This window comes from Comamonas sp. B-9 (assembly GCF_000410635.1).
Classification (GTDB): domain Bacteria; phylum Pseudomonadota; class Gammaproteobacteria; order Burkholderiales; family Burkholderiaceae_C; genus Comamonas.
This window is the reverse complement of record NZ_APCR01000315.1, coordinates 1-19,161: the sequence shown is the minus strand read 5'-3', so window position 1 is coordinate 19,161 and position 19,161 is coordinate 1. Positions and strand designations below refer to the sequence as shown.

Genomic DNA, 19,161 nt, shown 5'->3' with positions numbered 1-19,161 from the left:
GTTGAGCAGCTGGCCGAGCGCACCCAGGTGCGCGTGCTGGAAAGCCGGGTCGAGCTGCGCAGCACGAGCGGCGAAAGCGCCGTGCTGGGCAGTGGCGAGGCAGCCCAGGTCGATGCGGCAGGGCTGCAGCGCCTGGCCGCCGACCAGATGCCCAGCACCGAGTGGCAGCGCGGCTGGCTGGTGGTGCAGCAGCGCCCCTTGCACGAGGTCATTGCCCAGCTGCAGCGCTACCGCCATGGCCTGCTGCGCGTCTCGCCCGAGGCAGCGCAGATCCAGGTGCAGGGCGTCTTCCCGCTGGACGACATTGAGCGCGCGCTGACCGGTCTGGCCGAGACCTTGCCGATCCGGGTGCAGCGTTTTGGCAGCTGGCTCACCCGCATTGATGTGCGCTAGAAAATAATTTTCAAAAACACTGTCCGGTTTCGCGTGCTCGATACACAAGCCTTCCAGATGCACCACAAAAGCACAGGGAAGTTCCATATGTTTCGCAGCACAGCTCTCTTTCGCCGCTCGGTTCTAGCGGCCTCGCTGGCACTGGCCGGCGCCTCGGCCAGCCAGGCACAAACCTTGCCTTCGGCCGCTACCCGCAGCACACCCGCCGCCATGCAGTCGGCGCTGGGGATCGACATCGCCATCGGGCCGCTGGCCCAGACCTTGAACCGCATTGCCAGCCAGGCGGGACTGGTCGCGTCGATGGACCCGGCCCTGCTCGCAGGCCGCCAGGCCCCGGCCATCAACGCCCGGCTGACGGTGGAGCAGGCCTTAGCGCAAGCGCTGCGCGGCAGCGGCCTGGCACTGGCCATCACCGCCAGCGGTGCGATCAGCGTGCAACCGGCTGCTGCATCGTCAGCCGCCCCAGCCGATGCCGCAGCCGGGGCCGCTGCCACCATCTCGCTGCCCACCACGGTGGTGCGCGACAGCTATGCCGGCGCCACCACCGAGCACAGCCAGTCCTACACCACGCGGGCGGTCAGCATTGGCAAGGGCGAGCATGCGCTGCGCGAGATTCCGCAGTCCATCTCGGTGCTGACGCGCCAGCAGATCGAAGACCAGAATGCCACCACCTTGGCCGACTCCATGCGCTATGTCACCGGCATGCGCACCAAGCCCACGGGCACCGGCATCGTCAACATCGAGGCCCGGGGCTTTTTGATGGGCAACTACCTGATCGATGGCCTGCCGGCCAAGGGCGGCCAGGGCATCTGGGGCAACACCTTGATGGATGTGGGCCTGTACGACCGGGTGGAGATATGGCGCGGCCCCACCGGCCTGCTCGAAGGCGCGGGCGAGCCCTCGGGCACCATCAACCTGGTTCGCAAGCGCGCGCATGCGGATTTCCTGGTGCAATCGGCCACCGTGCTGGGCTCCTGGGGCCAGCGCCGCCAAGAGCTGGATGTGACTGGCGCGCTCAATGCCTCGGGCACGCTGCGTGGGCGCCTGGTGGGCATCTATGACGACCGCGACAGCTTTGTCGACGAGGTCTATCTGCGCCGCAACACAGTCTATGGCACCTTGGAGTACGACTTCAGCCCCAGCACCACCTTGTCCATTGGCGCGACCGAGCAGCGCGGCAGCTCGCTGTCCTTTGCCGGCCTGCCGCTGCTGGCTGACGGCCGCAACCCGGACCTGGATCGCTCAACCTTTCTGGGCTCCATCCATGGCAAGAAGGACGACTACGCAACGCGCTACTTTGCCGAGCTGGAGCACCAGCTGGACGGTGGCGGCAAGTTCAAGCTGAGCGCCAACCAGTTTCTGCGCGGCACCGAGTTTGACCGCTACTGGTCCAACAGCTACCTGAACCCGGTCAGCCGCGAGGTGACCATCCTGTCCACCCACCAGAAGTCGCGCGAGCGCGACCGGGGCATCGACGCCTACCTGTCGCTGCCGATGGATTGGAATGGCCTGGAGCAGACCCTGGTCATCGGCGCCAACTACCAGACCTACCAGGGCGGCCAGGTGCAAGGCAGCCCCAGCAGCTTTCAGCAAAATGCCGACCACCCCGACCATGACCTGCTGATGCCACCGCAGCGCATTGGCACCCTGCCCAAGACCCGGGTGACCAACCATGGCGTCTATGCCCATGCCCGCATCAAACCGGTGCAGCCGCTGACCGTGCTGGTGGGCGGCCGCCTGGCCTGGTGGGAGACGCAAGACCCCGAGCAACCGGCCAATGACCAGTCCATCCGCGCCAAGTTCGTGCCCAGCCTGGGCCTAGTCTATGACCTGAACACGCAGCTGTCTGTCTACGCCAGCGCCAACCAGGTGTTTGCGCCGCAGACCGATACGGTGGTGAGCGGCGCCTTCCTGCCGGCCCGCACCGGCAACCAGCTGGAGGCGGGCATCAAGGGTGAGTTCATGGACAAGCGTCTCAATGCGCACCTGGCGGTGTTCCGCATCCAGGACGAAAACCGCGCGGTGACCGACCCGCTCAACGAAGGCTTTTCGCTGCCCTCCGGTGTGGTGCGCAGCCAGGGCTTTGAGGCGGAGGTATCGGGCAAGCTGAGCCCGCAGTGGGACATGACGGCCGGCTATGCCTACACCGACACGCGCCACGTCAGCGGCAGTGTGGATACCGAAGGCCAGCCGTTCAACAGCTCCTTCCCGCGCCACAACTTCTCGCTGTGGACCAAGTACCGCTTTGCCGCCGAGCCGCTGCGCCGGCTGTGGATTGGCGGCGGCATGCAGGCCTACAGCAGCAATGCCACGACCTATGGCAACACCACCTGGCGCCAGGGCGGCTATGCCGTCTATGCGCTGCAGGCCGGCTATGAGATCAACCGCCACCTGCAGGCCACGGTGACGGTGAACAACCTGTTTGACCGGACTTACTTCGACCGCCTTGCCGGTGGCCGCTACCGCCAGACCTACTACGGCGATCCACGCAATATCACCGTCGCACTGCGCGCCGCGTTCTGATGGCGCGCCCCTCCACCCCGGCGCTGCCTGCAGCGCCGCCGGGCGCAGCGTCTGCCGCCATGCCTGGCTCTGCACAGGCCCTGGCGCAAGGCTATGCCCAGCTCATGCGCAAGCGCCTTTGCCTGCTGCTGGCGATGGCCATCGGCCTGCTGCTCAGTGTGGCGGCCGATCTGTCGGTGGGCTCCACCGATCTGGACTGGGCCACCCTGGCCACCGCAGTCTTTCTGCCCAGCCAGGTGCCATTGGAGACGTCGCTGATCGTGCAGGACCTGCGCCTGCCCTATGCCCTGATGGCGGTGCTGGTGGGCGTGGCGCTGTCGCTGGCCGGCGCCGAGATGCAGACCATCCTGAACAACCCGCTGGCCAGCCCCTTTACCCTGGGGGTATCGTCTGCCGCTGCACTCGGCGCCGCGCTGGCCTTGGTGCTGGGCCTGGGCATTCCGGGTCTGCCGGAAGAGGCCATGGTGCCGGTCAACACCTTTGTGTTTGCCTTTGCCTCGGTGCTGCTGCTGCAGGCCACCGCCCGGGCCCGGCCCGGCTCGCGCCAGATTCTGGTGCTGTTCGGCATTGCGCTGGTGTTCAGCTGCAATGCGCTGGTGGCGCTGCTGCAGTATGTGGCCTCGCCCGATGCGCTGCAGCAGCTGGTGTTCTGGAGCATGGGCAGCCTGGCACGCGCCAACTGGACCAAGCTGCAGCTGCTGGCCCTGGCCATTGCCTGCGTGCTGCCTTTTTCGCTGCGCGCGGCCTGGCAGCTCAATGTGCTGCGCCTGGGCGAAGAGCGCACCTTGAGCTTTGGCATCGATCTGAACCGCCTGCGCCTGGCATCGCTGCTTCGCGTGAGCCTGCTGGCCGCCACCGCCGTGGCCTTTACCGGCACCATCGGCTTTGTCGGCCTGGTGGGGCCACACATCGCGCGCATGTTGGTGGGTGAGGACCACCGCATCTTTCTGCCCGCCAGTGCGCTGATGGGTGGGCTCATCATGTCGCTGGCCTCCATCGCCAGCAAGACCCTGGTGCCCGGCACCTTGCTGCCGGTGGGCATTGTCACCGCGCTGGTCGGTGTGCCGCTGTTTGTGTGGCTGATCTTCCGCAGCGGAGCACGCGCATGAACCCGCCCTCCCCCTTGCAGGTGACAGGTCTGAGCGTGGGCTACCGCCAGCGCCAGGTCATCGACCAGCTGCAACTGCCGCCGCTGCAGCCCGGCCAGGTGACCGCGCTGGTGGGCCCCAATGGCGCGGGCAAGTCCAGCCTGCTCAAGGCGCTGGCGGGCCTGGTGCCCGCCCGTGGCAGCCTGCAGCTGGGCCGCACCGCCTTGCATGCGCTGCGGCCTGCGCAGCGCGCGCAGTATGTCGGCTATATGCCGCAGTTCGCTGCCGAAGGCGTGGCGCTGACGGTGCTGGAGAGCCTGCTGGCCGCCCTGCGCAGCCAAAGCAGCCCCAGCGATGCACCGGCCAGCGCCACGCCCATCGAACGTGTGCATGCCTTGCTGCAGCAGCTGGGCATTGCCCACCTGGCGCTGCTGCCGCTCGACAGCCTCTCGGGCGGCCAGCGCCAGCTGGTGAGCCTGGCGCAATCGGTGATCCGCGAGCCGGCCATCCTGCTGCTGGACGAGCCCACCAGTGCGCTGGACCTGCGCCACCAGGCGCTCGTCATGGGCACGGCGCGCATGCTCGCCCAGCAAGGCCGCATTGTCATCGCCGTGCTGCATGATTTGAACCTGGCTGCACGCTGGGCCGATGCGCTCATCGTGCTGCGGCGCGGCAGCCTCTACACCAGCGGCAGCCCGGCGCAGACCTTGACACCGGCGATGCTCGCCGAGGTCTATGGCGTGCAGGCCCGGGTGCAAAGCTGTGCGCAAGGCTGGCTGCAGATCGTGGTGGATGGCACCACCGCAGGAGACCCGCCATGAAGGGCCTGCAGCAGCTACTCGCCGTCCTTGCGCTTTTGCTGGCCACCAGCACCGGCGTGCTGGCAGCCTACCCGCTGCAGGTGCGCGATGTCGCCGGCCGCCTGGTCCGCATCGCTGCGCCGCCCCAGCGCATCTATGTGCAAAACGGCAATACGATGACCGCGCTGGCGCTGCTCGAGCGCGAGGACCCGTTTGCCCGCCTTGCCGGCTGGAACAACTCGCTGGGCGACTCCGACCCCAGCCTGTGGCGGCTGATGCAGCAGCGCTGGCCCCATGCTGCGCAGCTGCCGCTGCTGCCGTTTGACAGCGCAGGCCATGTCGACCTGGAAGCACTGCTGCGCCTGCGCCCCGACCTGGTGCTGCTGAGCCTAGAGAGCCGCCCGGCGGTGGAGGGCGGACGCATTGCCGCGCTGCTAGCGGCGCTGAACATTCCGATCCTCTATGTGGACAGCTCACGCAACCCGGTGGCACACCTGCCCGCCATGCTGCAGATGCTGGGCCAGGTGCTGGGCCGCGAGGCCGAGGCCCAGGCCTATCTGGAGTTCTACCAGGCGCGCCTCCACGCCATCCAGCAGGTGGCAGCTACCGCGCCACGCCCGCCGCGCGTATTTGTCGAGATCCGGGCCGGTCGGCTGGGGCTGGCGCAGTGCTGCTTCTCGCAGGGCAATACCGCCTGGGGTTACCTCATTGAGGCGGTGGGTGGGCGCAATATCGCCAAGCAATTGCTGCCCGGTATGACGGGCGATATCGCGCTGGAGACCTTGATCGGCCTGCAGCCCGATGTCTACCTGATGACCGGCACCCAGCGCCAGCGTAAGGGTGCGCGCACCATACCCTTTGGCTACGACATCTCCGTCAGCGAGGCGGAGCAGGCCATGGCCCGGCTGATGCAGCGCAAGGGCCTGGCGCTGGCCACTGCAGGGGCCGGTGGCTGTGTGCAGGCGCTCTACCACCAGTTCTACGACAGCGCCTTCCATATCGCCGCGCTGGAGCACCTGGCCAAGATGCTCTACCCCGAGCGCCTGGCAGCGCTGGACCCGGACCAGACCTACCGCGAGTTGCTGCAGCGCTTCACCACCCTGCCCGATGCGGAATTTGTATTCCACATCAGCCGCAACCATGCCGGCGAGCCTTGCTAGCTCAAAGCGCCGTGCCCAGCCGCCAGCCCGGCGCCATCTTCTGGATCGATGAGACCAGCAGCTCGATCAGCGCCAGGGTCGCCGCCGAGGGCTGGCGGTTGGGTGCACGCACGATGTAGAGCGCATCGCCCACGCCTTTGACGCCAAAGCCCCCCAGCACCTGCACCAGGCTGCCTTGGGCGATGGCATCCCGCACCGCGTAATACGGCAGCAGCACCACGCCCAGGTCGGCCATCGCGGCATTGAACAGGAACTGGTAGTCGCCCGATTGGATCGACGGCGTGCTCTGCACCTGTTCATGCAGGCCATCGCTGTGCCGCCAAAACTCCAGCCGGTGGTGGATGTTGAGGGGCGCCAGCAGCCGGGCGTGCTTGATGTCCTGCGGGGTTTGCAGCGCCAGGCCCAGGGCCCGCAGATAGGCCGGGGTGGCAAACAGGCCCCACTCAATGCCGCAGACGCGGGTGGCCACATGGTCTTCCAGCGGCGCCGAGGTGATGTGGATTGCCAGGTCCACCTTGGAGGCCACCAGGTCATGGATCTGGTCGTTGATCACGAGGCGCAGCAGCAGATCGGGGTGCGCCTGGCAAAAGTCCAGGATTAGCGGCTTGAGGTGGAAATGCCCCAGCCCGGTGGGGATGCGCACGCGGATCTCGCCACTGATGGTCTGGTGGATCTGGTCGATCTGCAGCTGGGCGCTTTGCAGCGCATTGAGGGCCTGCAGGCACTGGCCATGCAGGATGCGGCCGGCCTGGGTTAGCTCCATATGCCGCGTGGTACGGCGCAGCAGCTGCGCGCCAAACTGCCGCTCCAGCAGCGCCAGCCGGCGCGACACGTTCGAGCGCGTGACGCCCGAGCGCTGGGCCGCATCGCTCAGGTTGCGCGACTCGGCAATCGCCACAAACAAACGCACCAGGTTCAGGTCCATGGCCGGCTTCCCTTTTGATTGTTGATTCTGAATCACCACTGATGGCTGTGCTTTGGCAGTTCCCAAAGCGGCCTCCTGTTTCTACCATGAGTCTCACAACAAACGCCCGGCATCCTGTCGCATAGCCCGGGCAAAGCATGGAGACAAATACGTGACGCCAGAGTCAACACTGGGGTTTACCCCGCTCGCCGGTTTCAAGGTCCTGGATTTGAGCCAGGGCGTGGCCGGCCCCTACTGCGCCCAACTGCTCGCCCACCAGGGGGCCGAGGTCATCAAGATCGAGCCCGCCCAGGGCGACTGGGGCCGCCATGTAGGGGTGGCCCGCCATGGCCACAGCACCTTGTCCAGCACCTACAACGCCGGCAAGCAAAGCCTGGCGGTCGATGCCAAGCACCCCGAGGGCAAGGCGCTGATCCTGCAGCTGGCGCGTGATGCCGATGTGGTGGTGCAGAATTTTCGCCCGCAGGTCGTAGAGCGCCTGGGCCTGGACTTTGCCGCGCTCCAGGCGCTGGGGCTGGAGCCCGTCTATGTATCCATCAGCGGCTATGGCCCGGACGGCCCCTTTGCCGACAATCCCGCCACCGATTCGGTGATGCAGGCCGACACCGGGCTGATGAACAGCAACCGCGATGCGCAGGGCGCGCCGCAGCGCATCGGATTTTTGCTGGCCGATATTGCCACCGGCGTCTACGCCGCGCAGGCCTGCACGGCGGCGCTGCTGCAGCGCCTCAAAACCGGCAAGGGCCAGCATGTGGAGCTGAACCTGTTCAATGTCTGCTGCGCGCTGCAATCGACTGCGCTGTCGGAAGAGGTGCTGGGCGGCCAGACCGTCAAGGCGGCCGTCAGCGCGCCCAATGGCATTTTTGATGCCGCCGACGGGCGCCTGACAATTCTGGCGCTGAACAACGAGCAGTTCCTGCGCATTGGCAAGGCGCTGGACCTGGCCGGCTGGGACAGCGACCCGCGCTTTGCCAGCAATGCGCTGCGCCTAGAGCACAAGGCGGTGCTGCATGCCGACCTGGCCCGCGCTGTGGCAGATCGATCGCTGGCCGAGCTGCGCGCGCTGTTCAACCAGCACAGCGTGCTGCATGCCGTAGTGCACACCGCCGCCGATGTGGTGCAGCACCCGCAGGCGCAGCACCTGGCCACCTTCAAGACCCTGCAGCAGCCCGATTTTGGCGAAGTGCTGATGGCCGCCACCCCCTGGCCGGCCAAGCCCGATGCACCGTTGCCCGCACCGCGCATTGGTGCCGATAGCCAGCAGATTCTGCGCAGCCTGGGCCTGGCGCCCGATGAGATCGACGCGCTGGCGGCCCGCCAGGTCGTAGGCCTGTGAAAGGAGCCGCGCCCATGAAAGCCATTGTCTGCCGCAGCTTCGGCCAGCCCCGCGATGTGATTGCCGTCCAAACCACCGAGCCCCCGACTGCCCTGGCCGATGACGAGGTGCTGATCGAGGTAACCCGTGCCACCGTCAGCCACGCCACCGGCCTGCTGATTGAAGGCAAGTACCAAAAGCCCCCGCCGCTGCCCTTTGTGCCTGGCACCGAAGGTGTGGGCCAGGTGCTGCAATGCGGCAGCGCTGTGAGCCATGTAAAGGTAGGCGACCAGGTCGTGTTTATCTGCGACTGGGGCGCCTATGCGCAGCAGGCCAAGGTACATGCCAGCACCGTGTATGCGGTGCCGGCGGGGCTCGATCCACTGCGCGCACTGGCGCTGCCGATCTCCTACGGCACGGCCTACACCGCCTTGCATTGGCGCGCGGCGCTGCAGGCGGGTGACAGCCTGCTGGTGCTGGGTGCGGGCTCGGGCGTCGGCGCGGCCGCCGTGGAGCTGGCGGCCCAGGTGCCCGATGTGCAGGTGATTGCCTGCGCCAGCAGCGAAGACAAACGCCAGGCCGCCTTGCGCCATGGCGCGCAGCATGCGGTCGATCCGCAGCACCTGATCGAGCAGGTCAAAGCGGTGACGGGGGGCAAAGGCGCAACCCTGGTGTTTGACCCGGTGGGCGGTGACCTGCTGCTGCAGGCGCTGCGCTGCACGGCCCAGAACGGGCGCATCGTCATCATCGGCTTTGCCAGCGGCACGATCCCCAAGGTGCCGATGAATATCGCACTGGTCAAGAACCTGACGATCCACGGCTTCTTCTATGGCCAGTACATCGGCTGGACGCCCGCCAACGAACGCCAGCGCCATGCCGCTGCCATGCAGGCCATGATGGCCGCACTGTTGGAGATGGCCCAGCGCGACGCCATCCATCCCGACATCTCGCGGGTCTATGCCATGGACGAGCTGTGCGAGGCGCTGGACGCGCTGCACAGCCGCGAGGTGCTGGGCAAGGTCGCCCTACAAATACAAGGAGACAAGACATGACACAACGCCACCTAGCGCAGCGCCGTCAGGCCCTGCAATCGCTGCTGCAGACCGGCTTAGGGCTGGCCCTGCTGGGCAGCGGCTTGCCCGCCGCCCATGCGGCATCGGCGGCCGATTACCCGGCCTCAACCATCAAGCTGGTGATTCCCTACCCGCCCGGTGGCCCCACCGATCTGGTGGGCCGCCTGGTGGCCATCTCGATGGGCGAGAGCCTCAAGCAGACCATCTTCATCGACAACAAGCCCGGCGCCAGCGGCATGGTGGGCGCGGCCCAGGTCGCCAAGGCCCAGCCCGATGGCTACACCTTGCTGGCCAATGCCTCGCTGCAGGTGATCAACCCCTCGGTCTACGACAAGGTGCCGTATGACTCGTTCAACGACTTTGCGCCGATCACGCAGATTGTCGATGTGCCGCTGGTGCTGGTGGTCAACAGCGAGCTGCCGGTGTCGAACGTGCAGGAGCTGGTGGCCTACCTGAAAAAGAGCAAGGCCAGCATCAATTTTGGCTCGGCCGGCAATGCCTCGTCGCAGCATCTGTCGGGCGAGCTGTTCAAGCTCAAGACCGGCATTGCGATGCAGCATGTGCCCTACAAGGGCAGCTCACCGGCGCTCACCGATTTGATGGGCGGCCAGATCCAGCTGATGTTTGACTCCATGCCCTCGGCCATGCCCTTTATCACCTCGGGCAAGCTCAAGGCGCTGGCCGTCACCACCGCCAAGCGCTCGAGCTCGCTGCCGCAGATCCCGACCATGCAGGAATCGGGCATTGCCGACTACGCCACCAGCACCTGGTATGGCCTCTGGGCCCCGAAGAACACGCCGCCCGAGATCGTGGGCAAACTGGCCCAAGCGGCGCAGCAGGCCTTGCGCAAGCCCGAGGTGGCCGCGCAGTACCAGCGCATGGGCGCCGAGCCGGTGGGATCGAGCCCGCAGGAGTTTTTGGCCTATATGCGCAGCGAAGAAAAGAAATGGGCCGAGATTGTGAAACGCTCGGGCGCAAGGGCCGATTGAGCCAAGGCGCCCGGCGCTGGACCGGTCATCCCACGGCGCGCATGGCCACCACCGGCTTGCGCACCCACAGCACCGCCGCTGCCGCCACCAGGCAAGCGGCGCCTGCGACAAACAACGCGGGCGAGTACGACGACAGCACCGAGCGTGCCAGACCTGCACCGTATGCAGCGACAGCCGCGCCCAGCTGGTGGGCGGCAAACACCCAGCCAAACACCAGGGCAGCGCGCTCGGGGCCAAACTCGCTGGCCACCAGCTTGACGGTGGGCGGCACCGTCGCAATCCAGTCCAGGCCATAGAACACCGCAAACAGCGACAGGCCGGCGATCGTGAACTCGGAGTACGGCAGCCAGAACAGCGACAGCCCGCGCAGCCCGTAGTACCAGAACAGCAGCTTGCGGCTGTCATAGCGGTCCGACAGATAGCCCGACAAGGTCGTGCCCACCAGGTCAAAAATGCCCATCATCGCCAGTACCGAGGCCGCTGGCACCGGCCCCAGGCCATAGTCACCGCAGAGCGAGACAAAGTGGGTCTGGATCAGCCCATTGGTGCTGAGCCCGCAGATAAAGAAGGTGCCCGCCAGAATCCAGAAAGCCGGCACTTTGGACGCAGCCGCCAAGGTGCTGAACGGCAGGCCCCAGCTGGCGCGGGGCGCAGGGGCGGCGGGCGCGGCAGCGGGGTCCGCGCCATAGGCGCTCAGCTGCATCTGGGCCGGGCTGTCGCGCATGAACAGCAGCACCAGCACCAGAACGATGGCCGAGGCCGCGACGACTGGCAGCAGCGCCCAGCGCCAGCCGTACTGCGCAATCAGCCAGGCAGCAGCCGGCAAGAACAGCAGCTGGCCGGTGGCACTGCTGCCGGCCAGCAAACCCATGACCAGGCCCTTGCGCTGCACAAACCAGCGGTTGGCCACCGTCGCGCCCAGCACCATCGCGGTGAGGCCCGTGCCCATGCCCAGCACAATGCCCCAGAGCACAAAGGCCTGGCCCAGGTTGCGCATGATGAGGCCCAGCAGCAAGGCACTGGCAATCACCGCTGCGGCCAGCGCCACCACGCGCGATACGCCATAGCGCAGCAAAATGACGGCTGCAAAGGGCCCCAGCAGGCCATACAGCGCAAAGCGGGTCGCAAACACCGAGGACAGATCACGCACACTCCAGCCAAACTCGACGGCCAGCGGCTGCATCAGCACCCCCGGCAGGCCCAGGGCCGCCGAGGTGACCAGCATGGCCAAAAAGGTGATGGCGGCAATCACCCAGGCGTAATGGATGCCATGGCGCTGGAGCAGCACGGCGAGTCGGGAAGCGAGCATGTTATTTGGAGGTTATCGACGGAGGAGTTACAATGATAGCGATCACAATCAAAAACTGTCAAGCACAGCTTCAAGCAGGGTATTTGCGATGAAAGTCACCAAGGAACAAGCGCAACAGAACCGCCAGGCACTGCTCGATGCCGCCGCTGCCCTGTTCAAGGAACGCGGCATCGACGGCACCGGCGTGGCCGATATCTGCCAGCAGGCGGGCCTGACGCAGGGCGCGCTGTACAAGCATTTCAGCGACAAGCAAGACCTGGCAGCCCAAGCGCTGGCACATGGTTTTGAGCAAGGCTTTGGCCGGGTCAAGCAAGCCAGCGAGCGAAGCGACCACGCGATGGCCACCTACCTGGACAATTACCTGAACCCCCAGGTGCGCGATGACATGACGCGGGGCTGCCCGCTGGTCTCTACCGCCTGCGATGCCGGCCGCCAAAGCGAGGCCGTCAGCCGCAGCTTCAGCGACGGCTTTACCGAGCTGCGCGCCGGCATCGAGGCCGCCTTGCCGGACAGCGCTGACCCGCAGCAGCGCCAGGCGCTGGCCAGCACGCTGGTCGCCGCCCTGGTTGGCGCCATGGCCATCTCGCGCGGCGTCGTCAAGGCCGATCCTGCACTGGCCGATGAGGTGCTGCAACAGGTGCGCGTGGTGGTGGAAGGGCTGAGCGCCAAGCGCTGACCGCCCCCATGGCGCCCAATGCAAAAGGCCGCCAACCTGGGTAACCCGGGTTGGCGGCCTTCTTTTACGGCGGATAGCGGAGGCTGTTCAACCTCAGGGTGGCTGCTCGATCAGGACTGCAGGTACACCACATGGCTATGGGTGTACTCGTAGAGCCCGTGCTTGCCATCGGCACCGCCCACGCCCGACTTGCGCACGCCGGCATGGAAGCCCTGCATCGCCTCGAAGTTCTCGCGGTTGATGTAGGTCTCGCCAAAATCGATCTCACGCATCGCCTGCATGGCCTTGGACAGATCGCGGGTGTAGAGGGAGGACGTGAGGCCGTACTCGCAGTCATTGGCCAGCGCAATCGCCTCGTCCAGGTCCTCGACCACCTGGATCGGCAGCACAGGGCCAAAGATTTCCTTGCGCATGATCTCCATGTCCGCACGGCAGCCGGCCAGCACGGTGGGCTGGTAGTGAAAGCCGGCACCCAGATCGGCCACCTGGCCGCCAGTGACCAGCTGCGCGCCATCGGCCAGCGCACGGCGCACCTTCGCATCGACACTGTCCAGGCCCTTTTGGTTGATCAGCGGGCCCATCTCCACATCGGCCTGCGCGATCGGGTCGCCATAGCGGGTGGCGGCCATCGCCTGGGCGATGCGTGCAGTGAACTCATCGGCCACCTGGCGCTGCACGTAGACGCGCTCGGCACAGTTGCAGACCTGGCCGGTGTTGATGATGCGCGAATCGCGGATGGCCTTGACGGCCAGGTCCAGGTCGGCGTCGGCCAGCACAATGGCGGGCGCCTTGCCACCCAGCTCCAAGTTGAGCTTGGTGATATGCGGCGCAGCGGCGGCAGCAATGCGCTCTCCCGTGCCCACGCTGCCGGTAAAGCTGATCATGTCTACCCCGGCATGGGCCGACAGCGCGCCGCCGGTGCCGCCCTGGCCATAGACCACATTGAACACGCCAGCGGGCAGCTCGCACTGGGCCAGCAACTCGGTAAAGGCATGGCAGTTGATGGGGGTCTCTTCGCTGGGCTTGATGACGATGGTGTTGCCGGTCAGCAGCGCCGGCGCCATCTTGCGCGCGATCAGGAAGAAGGGGAAGTTCCAGGGCAGGATGCCGGCCACCACGCCCATCGGCTTGCGCAGCAGAAAGATCTGCTCGTTGGCCCGGTCGCTGCTGATGACTTCGCCCTCGATGCGGCGCGCCCATTCGGCCATGTAGTCCAGGTAGTCGGCCGTGAAGTTCACCTCCACCTCGGCCAGGCCCAGCACCTTGCCTTGCTCCTCGGTGATGGTGCGCGCAATGCGCGCCACGTTCTCGCGCAGGCGGGCGGCAATGCGGCGCAGGAACTGCGCGCGCTCGATCGCCGGGCGGCGTGCCCAGGCTTTTTGCGCGCCGCGTGCCGCTGCAATGGCGCGGTCCACATCGGCTTGGGCTGACAGCGGCGACTGCGCCAGCAGCGCGCCCGTGGCGGGGGTGCGCACCTCGTGCAGCTCGGCGCTGTCGCTGAACGCACCGGCAATGTAATTGCGCAAAACAGGGGTGGTTGGCATGGGGTCGTCCTCAGTAGGTGGTAGAGACAATGGCAGGCTGGGGGGGCGCGCGGTAGCGTGCCAGGTTGGCCACGGCGGCCTGGCGCATCAGGCTGATATCGATGGCGACGGCCACAAAGCGGCAGCCCCAGTCGGTGTAGCGGCGCGCATCTTCCTCGCGCGGCGCCAGAATGCCGCAGGCCTTGCCATGGGCCAGGGTGGTCTCGATGGTGCGGCGTATGCAGTCCTGCACCTCGGGCTGGCTGGCGTCCCCCGCATGGCCCATGCCGGTGGACAGGTCTGCCGGTCCGATAAAGACGGCATCGACACCGTCGACGGCCGCAATTTCGGCGGCATTCTCCACGCCCAGGCGCGACTCGATCTGCACGATGAGGCAGAGCTGCTCATGCGCAGTGCGGATGTAGTCAGGCACCGCATCCCAGCGCGTGGCGCGGGTGAGGCCCCCGCCCACACCCCGGATGCCATGCGGCGGGTAGCGCATCGCCTGCACCAGCGCGCGGGCCTGCTCGGCCGTCTCGACCATCGGCACCATCAGGGTCTGCACGCCAGCGTCCAGCAACTGCTTGATCAGCACCGCATCGCCATGCACCGCCCGCACCACCGGGTGCGTGGCATAGGGCGCCACCGCCTGCAGCTGCGCCAGCAGCGTCGGTACGGTGTTGGGCGCATGCTCGCCATCCACCAGCATCCAGTCGTAGCCGGTGGTGGCGATGATCTCGGCCGCATAGGGCGTGGCAAAACCGGCCCAGATACCGTAGAGCGGCTCGCTGCGGCGCAGCGCGGCCTTGAAAGGGTTCAATGGCAAATCCATAAACTGTCTCCTGGGTGGGCCGCCAGCGCGGGCCCAGCAATGGTTATCAATGGGTGTAGGGGCGGTGCAGTTCGCAAGCCGGGTTCAGCTCCACGCCAAAACCGGGCTTGTCCAGCGCCGACAGGCGCATGCGGCCTTGCACCGGCACCGGCTCGCCCAGCAGCTGCGGATGGAACATCGGCACGACCTCGTCGGCCTTGGGCGCCATCATCAAAAACTCGGCAAAGGGACTGTTGTGGCGCGTGGCCACAAAGTGGTAGCTGTAGACGCTGGAGCCATGCGGAATCACCAGCGCCTGGTGGGCATCGGCCAGCGCCGATATCTTCAAGAGCTCGGTGATGCCACCGCCCCAGCCGACATCGGGCTGGATGATGTCGCAGCAACCCATCTCCAGCAGCTGGCGAAAGCCCCAGCGCGTGGCCTCATGCTCGCCGGTGGTCACCAGCATGCCGGTGGGCACGTTCTTCTTGAGGGCCGCATAGCCCCAGTAGTCATCGGGCGGCAGTGCCTCTTCGATCCACTTGAGGCCATACTCCTTCGCGCCCTGGGCCAGGCGTGTGGCGTAGTTCAGGTCCAGGCTCATCCAGCAGTCCAGCATCAGCCAGAAATCGGGGCCCACCCGCTCGCGCATCGTGGCCAGCTCCTCCAGGTTGCGGCGCAGGCCTTCTTCGCCTTCGGCCGGGCCATGGTGCAGGGGCATCTTGCCGCCGATAAAGCCCATCTTCTGCGCCAGATCGGGGCGCGCGCCGGTGGCGTAGAACTGCAGCTCATCGCGCACCGCGCCGCCCAGCAGCTGGTGCACCGGCTCGCCGCGCACCTTGCCCAGCAGGTCCCAGAGCGCCAGGTCCACGCCGGAGATGGTGTTGATCACGATGCCCTTGCGGCCGTAGTACAGGGTGGACCAGTACATCTGGTCCCAGATGCGTTCGATGTCGGTGACCTTGGCGCCTTCCAGAAAGCGCGCCAGGTGCTTCTCGACGATATAGGCGGCCGGCTCACCGCCGGTGGTGACGGCAAAGCCGACATTGCCTGCGCTGTCCTCGATCTCGACCACCAGGGTGCCCAGCACATTGATGCCAAAGCTGCGGCGGCTCTGGCGGTACTCGGGGTACTTGGCCATGGGCGTGGCGATGTGGTCGTCGATCCAGTGGCCATCGGCCTGGTCGTGGTAGTCGGCACCGCCCCCTTTGAGGGTATAGGCGCGCACTTGCTTGATGGTGGGGATCTGGCTCATGGTGGTGTTGCTCCTTATGCAATTTAGGCAGCGGCCTGGGGCTGCAGCGCAGCGGGCGCCATGCGGGCCCGGATGCCCAGCACCAGCAGCGCTGCCAGTACCGTTGTGCCTGCCAGCAGGTACAGGCCTGCGGCGGGTGAGTGGAAATGGCCCTCGGCCCAGTTCTTGACGATGGGGGCGACAAATCCGCCGACCGCGCCCAGCGAATTGATCAGCGCAATGCCACCCGCAGCAGCGGCGCCCGCCAGCGTGTTGGCAGGAAAGGTCCAGAACACCGGCTGCACCGCGATAAAGCCGGCCGCCGCAAAGCACAGGGCTGCGACGCCCAGCAGCGGGCTGGAAAAGCTCACCGATGCGGCCATGCCGATGGCTGCGACGACCAGGGTCATGCTGGCCACGCTGCGGGGCTTTTGGCTGCGCTGGGCAAAGCCGGGCACCCACCAGGCCGCCAGCAGTGCGCAGAGCCAGGGGATGGCCGAGACCAGGCCGACTTGCAGACCCACCTTGGTGCCCAAGAGGCCCGCCACCTGGCTGGGCAGGTAGAACACCACGCCGTAGACGCTGGCCTGGATCAGCAGATAAACGAGGGCTAGGTACAGCACGCGCGGTTGGCACATGGCGGCGAGCAGGCTGTGCTGGTGGCCGCCCTTGGCGCGCTCTTCGCTGTCGATGATCTCCTGCACCTGGCGGCGCTCGTCGGCGCTCAGCCACTGGGCATCAGCCGGGCGGTTGGTGAGGTAGAAATACGACCAGATACCGACGGCCACAGCCATCAGGCCTTCGACCGCAAACAGCCACTGCCAGCCATGCCAGCCGCCCATGCCATCGAGCTCCAGCAGCAGGCCCGACAAGGGGCTGCCAAAGATAAAGGCCAGCGGCGCGCCGAAGTAGAAAAAGCCCATGGCCTGCGCCCGGTGCGCGGCGGGGAACCAGTAGGTGAGGTACAGGATGACGCCGGGGAAGAAGCCCGCCTCGGCCACGCCCAGCAGGAAGCGCAGCACATAGAAGGTGGTCTCGTTATGGGCAAACATCATCGCGGCCGACACAAGGCCCCAGGTGACCATGATGCGGCACATCCAGATGCGCGCGCCGATGCGGTGCATGATCAGATTGCTGGGCACTTCCAGGAGTGCATAACCGACAAAGAACACACCGGCGCCAAACGCAAAGGCGGCGTCACTGATGCCGGTATCGGCCTGGAAGGCCACCTTGGCAAAGCCCACATTGGCCCGGTCCAGAAAGGCCATGATGTACATCAGCAGCAAGAAGGGCAGCAGGCGCCAGGAGATCTTGGCGAGCAAGGGAGCGGGGAGTTTTTTCACGACAAATCCTTAAAGACAATGCGCGGCCTGCGCGCCTGCCAAATGGCGGGCGCTGCGGGAGCGAGAAAGGAGAAGGCGGCACTGGCAAGCCAGCGCCTATAGGGCGCGGCTTGCGCTAGCGCCGTCGTGAGGTCGGAAAAAAGTGTGCGCGATGGCGTTCATGTTTGTCTCCTAAAAGGTCATTCGTTCTTGTATGGAGCTGAATGTACGCGCATGATTGATGCCTAACAAATCAAATTTCAGTCATATCCGATACCTTTTATTTATGCCAGCAAAACCCGCTTTATCGGCCGCACCACCGCTGCAGCGCAGCCTGCTCAACCGCCTGCGCTACAAGCATCTGCACATGCTGGTGGCGCTGGGGTCGAGCCTGAATCTGCACCGCGCATCGATCAGCCTGGCGATGTCGCAACCGGCTGCCACGCGCATGCTGCGCGAGATCGAAGACATGTTTGGCTGCCAGCTGTTTGAGCGCCTGCCGCGCGGCATGCGCCCCACCGCGCTGGGCCTGCAGCTGGTGCGCTTTGCCGAGGCCTCGCTCAACAGCCTGGACCGCTGCGCCGAGGACCTGGCGGTGCGCCGCCAAGGCGGTTATGGCTACCTGGCGATCGGCACCATCATGGGCGCAGCGCCCGACCTGGTGATGACGGCCGTGGCCCAGATGAAAGCGCAGAGCCCGCAGCTGCGCTTGCGCATCATGGGCGACACCAGCGACCAGGTGCTGCGCCTGCTGGACCAGCGCCGCATTGACCTGGCCATTGCGCGCCGCCGCATTGCTGGCGACAGCGAGGCCTATGACTTTGAAGCGCTGGGCAATGAGCGCCTGCTGGTGGTGGTGCGCAGCGGCCATGTTCTGGCGCGGCGCCGCAAGCTGAGTTGGGAGGAATTGGTGCGCGACTGGCCCTGGATCTTGCAGCCGGCCAGCACGCCGGCGCGTATCGCGCTGGACCAGCTGCTGCAAAGCCTGGAGCTGCCGGTGCCGGCCGATATCACCGAGTGCAGCTCCGTCTACTCGATGCAGCAACTGGTGCAGTTGACGGACGCGGTGATGCTGCTGTCGGATTCGGCCTTGAAGGACTATCTGCGCATGGGCCTGGTCAAGACCTTGCCAGTGCAGATCGATGTGCCGATGGCCCCGTTTGGCATGCTCACACGCAAGGACCAGGAGGCCTCGCAGGAGCAGCAGAACTTTATGGATCTGCTGCGCGCGCAGGCCAGGCGCCTGGCGGCTTGAGCACTGGCCGCTGGCCTGTCAGCGGCCAGTCGTCGCCGTGTTTAGGCCAGATCCAGCGTTTGCAACAGCGCTGCGAATGCCGCGCGATCCTCCCCCTGCAAGGTGTGCAACGGCAGCGGCAGGCAGGGTGAGCGGGCCAGGCCCATCAGCTCGGCAGCGGTGGCGACCGAGCGCAGGCTGCCGCCCTTTTGCTGGAACCAGGACCACAGCGGCGCGAGGCGGTGGGACAGTTCCAGCGCCTGCGCCGTATCGCCGGCCAGCGCAGCGCGCGTGATCGCCAAGGTGGTCTGGGGCCAAAGGCCACCGATGACCGAGTACCAGGCATCGCAACCGGCTACCAGGCCCTTGGCCCCCAAGGCGTCGCCACTGACGCCGATGCTGACATGGGCGGGCACGACAGCGCGCAGGCGCTGCACACGCGCCTTGGCCTCGGCCGCATCGGCCGGCACACCGGGGATCTTGATCGAGGCGATATGGGGCAACTGCGCAATGCGGCCATGCAGCGCATCGCTGAACTCAAAGCGCGTGGTGCCGGGGTTGTCGTACACGACGATGGGCACCGACACCGCACGCGAGACGGCCTGGTAGAGGCCATAGACCTCGTCATCGGACAGTTTTTGGTAGGAGACCGGGGCCAGCAGCAGGCCGCTGGCGCCAGCCTTTTGGGCGTCATCGGCCAGGTCCAGCACATCGCGGCTGCGCAGCGCGCCAATGCCCACGACCACGGGCACGCCCTGGGCCTGCTCCACCGCCAGCGCCGCCACC

At 66.3% G+C, this 19,161-nt stretch carries 17 protein-coding genes; 10 read left to right on the top strand and 7 right to left on the bottom strand.

What is annotated here, in order from left to right; translation table 11 throughout:
* The 5 genes from H928_RS32010 to H928_RS0103105 all read left to right on the top strand — a co-directional run.
* A partial coding sequence (locus H928_RS32010) for a hypothetical protein (protein WP_021025201.1) occupies window positions 1-393 on the top strand: 393 nt, incomplete at its 5' end.
* A gap of 87 nt (window positions 394-480) precedes the next feature.
* Window positions 481-2,916, top strand: coding sequence for a TonB-dependent receptor (locus tag H928_RS0103120; RefSeq protein WP_021025200.1), 2,436 nt, complete (start codon window positions 481-483; stop codon window positions 2,914-2,916).
* Window positions 2,916-4,025, top strand: a complete 1,110-nt coding sequence (locus H928_RS0103115; RefSeq protein ID WP_021025199.1) for an iron ABC transporter permease — start codon at window positions 2,916-2,918, stop codon at window positions 4,023-4,025. Before H928_RS0103120 ends, H928_RS0103115 begins: the two co-directional genes overlap by 1 nt.
* Entirely contained in the window at window positions 4,022-4,825 is an 804-nt protein-coding gene (locus H928_RS0103110) for an ABC transporter ATP-binding protein (protein WP_021025198.1), read from the top strand. The genes H928_RS0103115 and H928_RS0103110 overlap by 4 nt, the downstream gene beginning before the upstream one ends.
* The gene (locus tag H928_RS0103105; RefSeq protein WP_021025197.1) at window positions 4,822-5,964 is read left to right on the top strand and encodes an ABC transporter substrate-binding protein; all 1,143 of its coding nucleotides are present in this window, start codon (window positions 4,822-4,824) and stop codon (window positions 5,962-5,964) included. Before H928_RS0103110 ends, H928_RS0103105 begins: the two co-directional genes overlap by 4 nt.
* Before the next feature lies 1 nt (window position 5,965).
* Here the strand turns inward: H928_RS0103105 and H928_RS0103100 are convergent, their stop codons facing one another.
* Window positions 5,966-6,889 (bottom strand): LysR family transcriptional regulator, encoded by a 924-nt coding sequence (locus H928_RS0103100; protein WP_021025196.1) that lies wholly within the window; start codon window positions 6,887-6,889, stop codon window positions 5,966-5,968.
* A gap of 151 nt (window positions 6,890-7,040) precedes the next feature.
* Here H928_RS0103100 and H928_RS0103095 point away from each other — a divergent pair, with 151 nt between their 5' ends.
* From H928_RS0103095 to H928_RS0103085, 3 genes are read left to right on the top strand one after another with little or no spacing between them, the layout of a single operon-like run.
* Window positions 7,041-8,225, top strand: coding sequence for a CaiB/BaiF CoA-transferase family protein (locus H928_RS0103095; RefSeq protein WP_021025195.1), 1,185 nt, complete (start codon window positions 7,041-7,043; stop codon window positions 8,223-8,225).
* 14 nt (window positions 8,226-8,239) lie between these two features.
* On the top strand, window positions 8,240-9,256 hold the full coding sequence (locus H928_RS0103090; RefSeq protein ID WP_021025194.1) for an NADPH:quinone oxidoreductase family protein: 1,017 nt from the start codon (window positions 8,240-8,242) through the stop codon (window positions 9,254-9,256).
* Entirely contained in the window at window positions 9,253-10,266 is a 1,014-nt protein-coding gene (locus tag H928_RS0103085) for a tripartite tricarboxylate transporter substrate binding protein (RefSeq protein ID WP_021025193.1), read from the top strand. The genes H928_RS0103090 and H928_RS0103085 overlap by 4 nt, the downstream gene beginning before the upstream one ends.
* 25 nt (window positions 10,267-10,291) lie before the next feature.
* Here H928_RS0103085 and H928_RS0103080 read toward each other — a convergent pair whose 3' ends face one another.
* Window positions 10,292-11,575, bottom strand: coding sequence for an MFS transporter (locus tag H928_RS0103080; RefSeq protein WP_021025192.1), 1,284 nt, complete (start codon window positions 11,573-11,575; stop codon window positions 10,292-10,294).
* An 88-nt stretch (window positions 11,576-11,663) separates the two neighbouring features.
* Between H928_RS0103080 and H928_RS0103075 the strand changes: the two genes are divergently transcribed.
* Entirely contained in the window at window positions 11,664-12,251 is a 588-nt protein-coding gene (locus tag H928_RS0103075) for a TetR/AcrR family transcriptional regulator (RefSeq protein WP_021025191.1), read from the top strand.
* A 110-nt stretch (window positions 12,252-12,361) separates the two neighbouring features.
* On the opposite strand, the gene aldA is transcribed toward H928_RS0103075, so the two are convergent.
* The 4 genes from aldA to H928_RS0103055 are packed head-to-tail and all read right to left on the bottom strand — an operon-like array spanning window position 12,362 to window position 17,162.
* Window positions 12,362-13,795 carry an aldehyde dehydrogenase gene (gene aldA / locus H928_RS0103070; RefSeq protein ID WP_027010491.1) on the bottom strand — a complete coding sequence of 478 codons (1,434 nt, stop codon included), beginning with the start codon at window positions 13,793-13,795 and terminating at the stop codon, window positions 12,362-12,364.
* Between the two features lie 10 nt (window positions 13,796-13,805).
* Window positions 13,806-14,606: an HpcH/HpaI aldolase/citrate lyase family protein gene (locus H928_RS0103065; protein ID WP_021025189.1), complete on the bottom strand. Its 801-nt coding sequence runs from the start codon at window positions 14,604-14,606 to the stop codon at window positions 13,806-13,808.
* 46 nt (window positions 14,607-14,652) lie between these two features.
* A complete protein-coding gene (gene rhmD, locus H928_RS0103060) occupies window positions 14,653-15,840 on the bottom strand; it encodes an L-rhamnonate dehydratase (RefSeq protein WP_021025188.1) in 1,188 nt (395 codons plus the stop codon).
* A 23-nt stretch (window positions 15,841-15,863) separates the two neighbouring features.
* On the bottom strand, window positions 15,864-17,162 hold the full coding sequence (locus H928_RS0103055) for an MFS transporter (protein ID WP_027010490.1): 1,299 nt from the start codon (window positions 17,160-17,162) through the stop codon (window positions 15,864-15,866).
* A 220-nt stretch (window positions 17,163-17,382) separates the two neighbouring features.
* On the opposite strand from H928_RS0103055, the gene H928_RS0103050 reads away from it, so the two are divergent.
* A complete protein-coding gene (locus H928_RS0103050) occupies window positions 17,383-18,396 on the top strand; it encodes a LysR family transcriptional regulator (protein WP_043338437.1) in 1,014 nt (337 codons plus the stop codon).
* A gap of 41 nt (window positions 18,397-18,437) precedes the next feature.
* On the opposite strand, the gene H928_RS0103045 is transcribed toward H928_RS0103050, so the two are convergent.
* The coding region (locus tag H928_RS0103045; RefSeq protein ID WP_027010489.1) for a dihydrodipicolinate synthase family protein at window positions 18,438-19,161 on the bottom strand (724 nt) is incomplete at its 5' end.

Excerpts from the sequence above, each read along its gene's own strand:
- rhmD (WP_021025188.1), bottom strand. The coding sequence starts at position 15,840 with ATGAGCCAGATCCCCACCATCAAGCAAGTGCGCGCCTATACCCTCAAA.
- H928_RS0103090 (WP_021025194.1), top strand. The coding sequence starts at position 8,240 with ATGAAAGCCATTGTCTGCCGCAGCTTCGGCCAGCCCCGCGATGTGATT.
- H928_RS0103065 (WP_021025189.1), bottom strand. The coding sequence starts at position 14,606 with ATGGATTTGCCATTGAACCCTTTCAAGGCCGCGCTGCGCCGCAGCGAG.
- H928_RS0103115 (WP_021025199.1), top strand. The coding sequence starts at position 2,916 with ATGGCGCGCCCCTCCACCCCGGCGCTGCCTGCAGCGCCGCCGGGCGCA.
- H928_RS0103050 (WP_043338437.1), top strand. The coding sequence starts at position 17,383 with ATGCCTAACAAATCAAATTTCAGTCATATCCGATACCTTTTATTTATG.
- H928_RS0103080 (WP_021025192.1), bottom strand. The coding sequence starts at position 11,575 with ATGCTCGCTTCCCGACTCGCCGTGCTGCTCCAGCGCCATGGCATCCAT.
- H928_RS0103085 (WP_021025193.1), top strand. The coding sequence starts at position 9,253 with ATGACACAACGCCACCTAGCGCAGCGCCGTCAGGCCCTGCAATCGCTG.
- H928_RS0103110 (WP_021025198.1), top strand. The coding sequence starts at position 4,022 with ATGAACCCGCCCTCCCCCTTGCAGGTGACAGGTCTGAGCGTGGGCTAC.
- H928_RS0103120 (WP_021025200.1), top strand. The coding sequence starts at position 481 with ATGTTTCGCAGCACAGCTCTCTTTCGCCGCTCGGTTCTAGCGGCCTCG.
- aldA (WP_027010491.1), bottom strand. The coding sequence starts at position 13,795 with ATGCCAACCACCCCTGTTTTGCGCAATTACATTGCCGGTGCGTTCAGC.
- H928_RS0103105 (WP_021025197.1), top strand. The coding sequence starts at position 4,822 with ATGAAGGGCCTGCAGCAGCTACTCGCCGTCCTTGCGCTTTTGCTGGCC.
- H928_RS0103100 (WP_021025196.1), bottom strand. The coding sequence starts at position 6,889 with ATGGACCTGAACCTGGTGCGTTTGTTTGTGGCGATTGCCGAGTCGCGC.
- H928_RS0103075 (WP_021025191.1), top strand. The coding sequence starts at position 11,664 with ATGAAAGTCACCAAGGAACAAGCGCAACAGAACCGCCAGGCACTGCTC.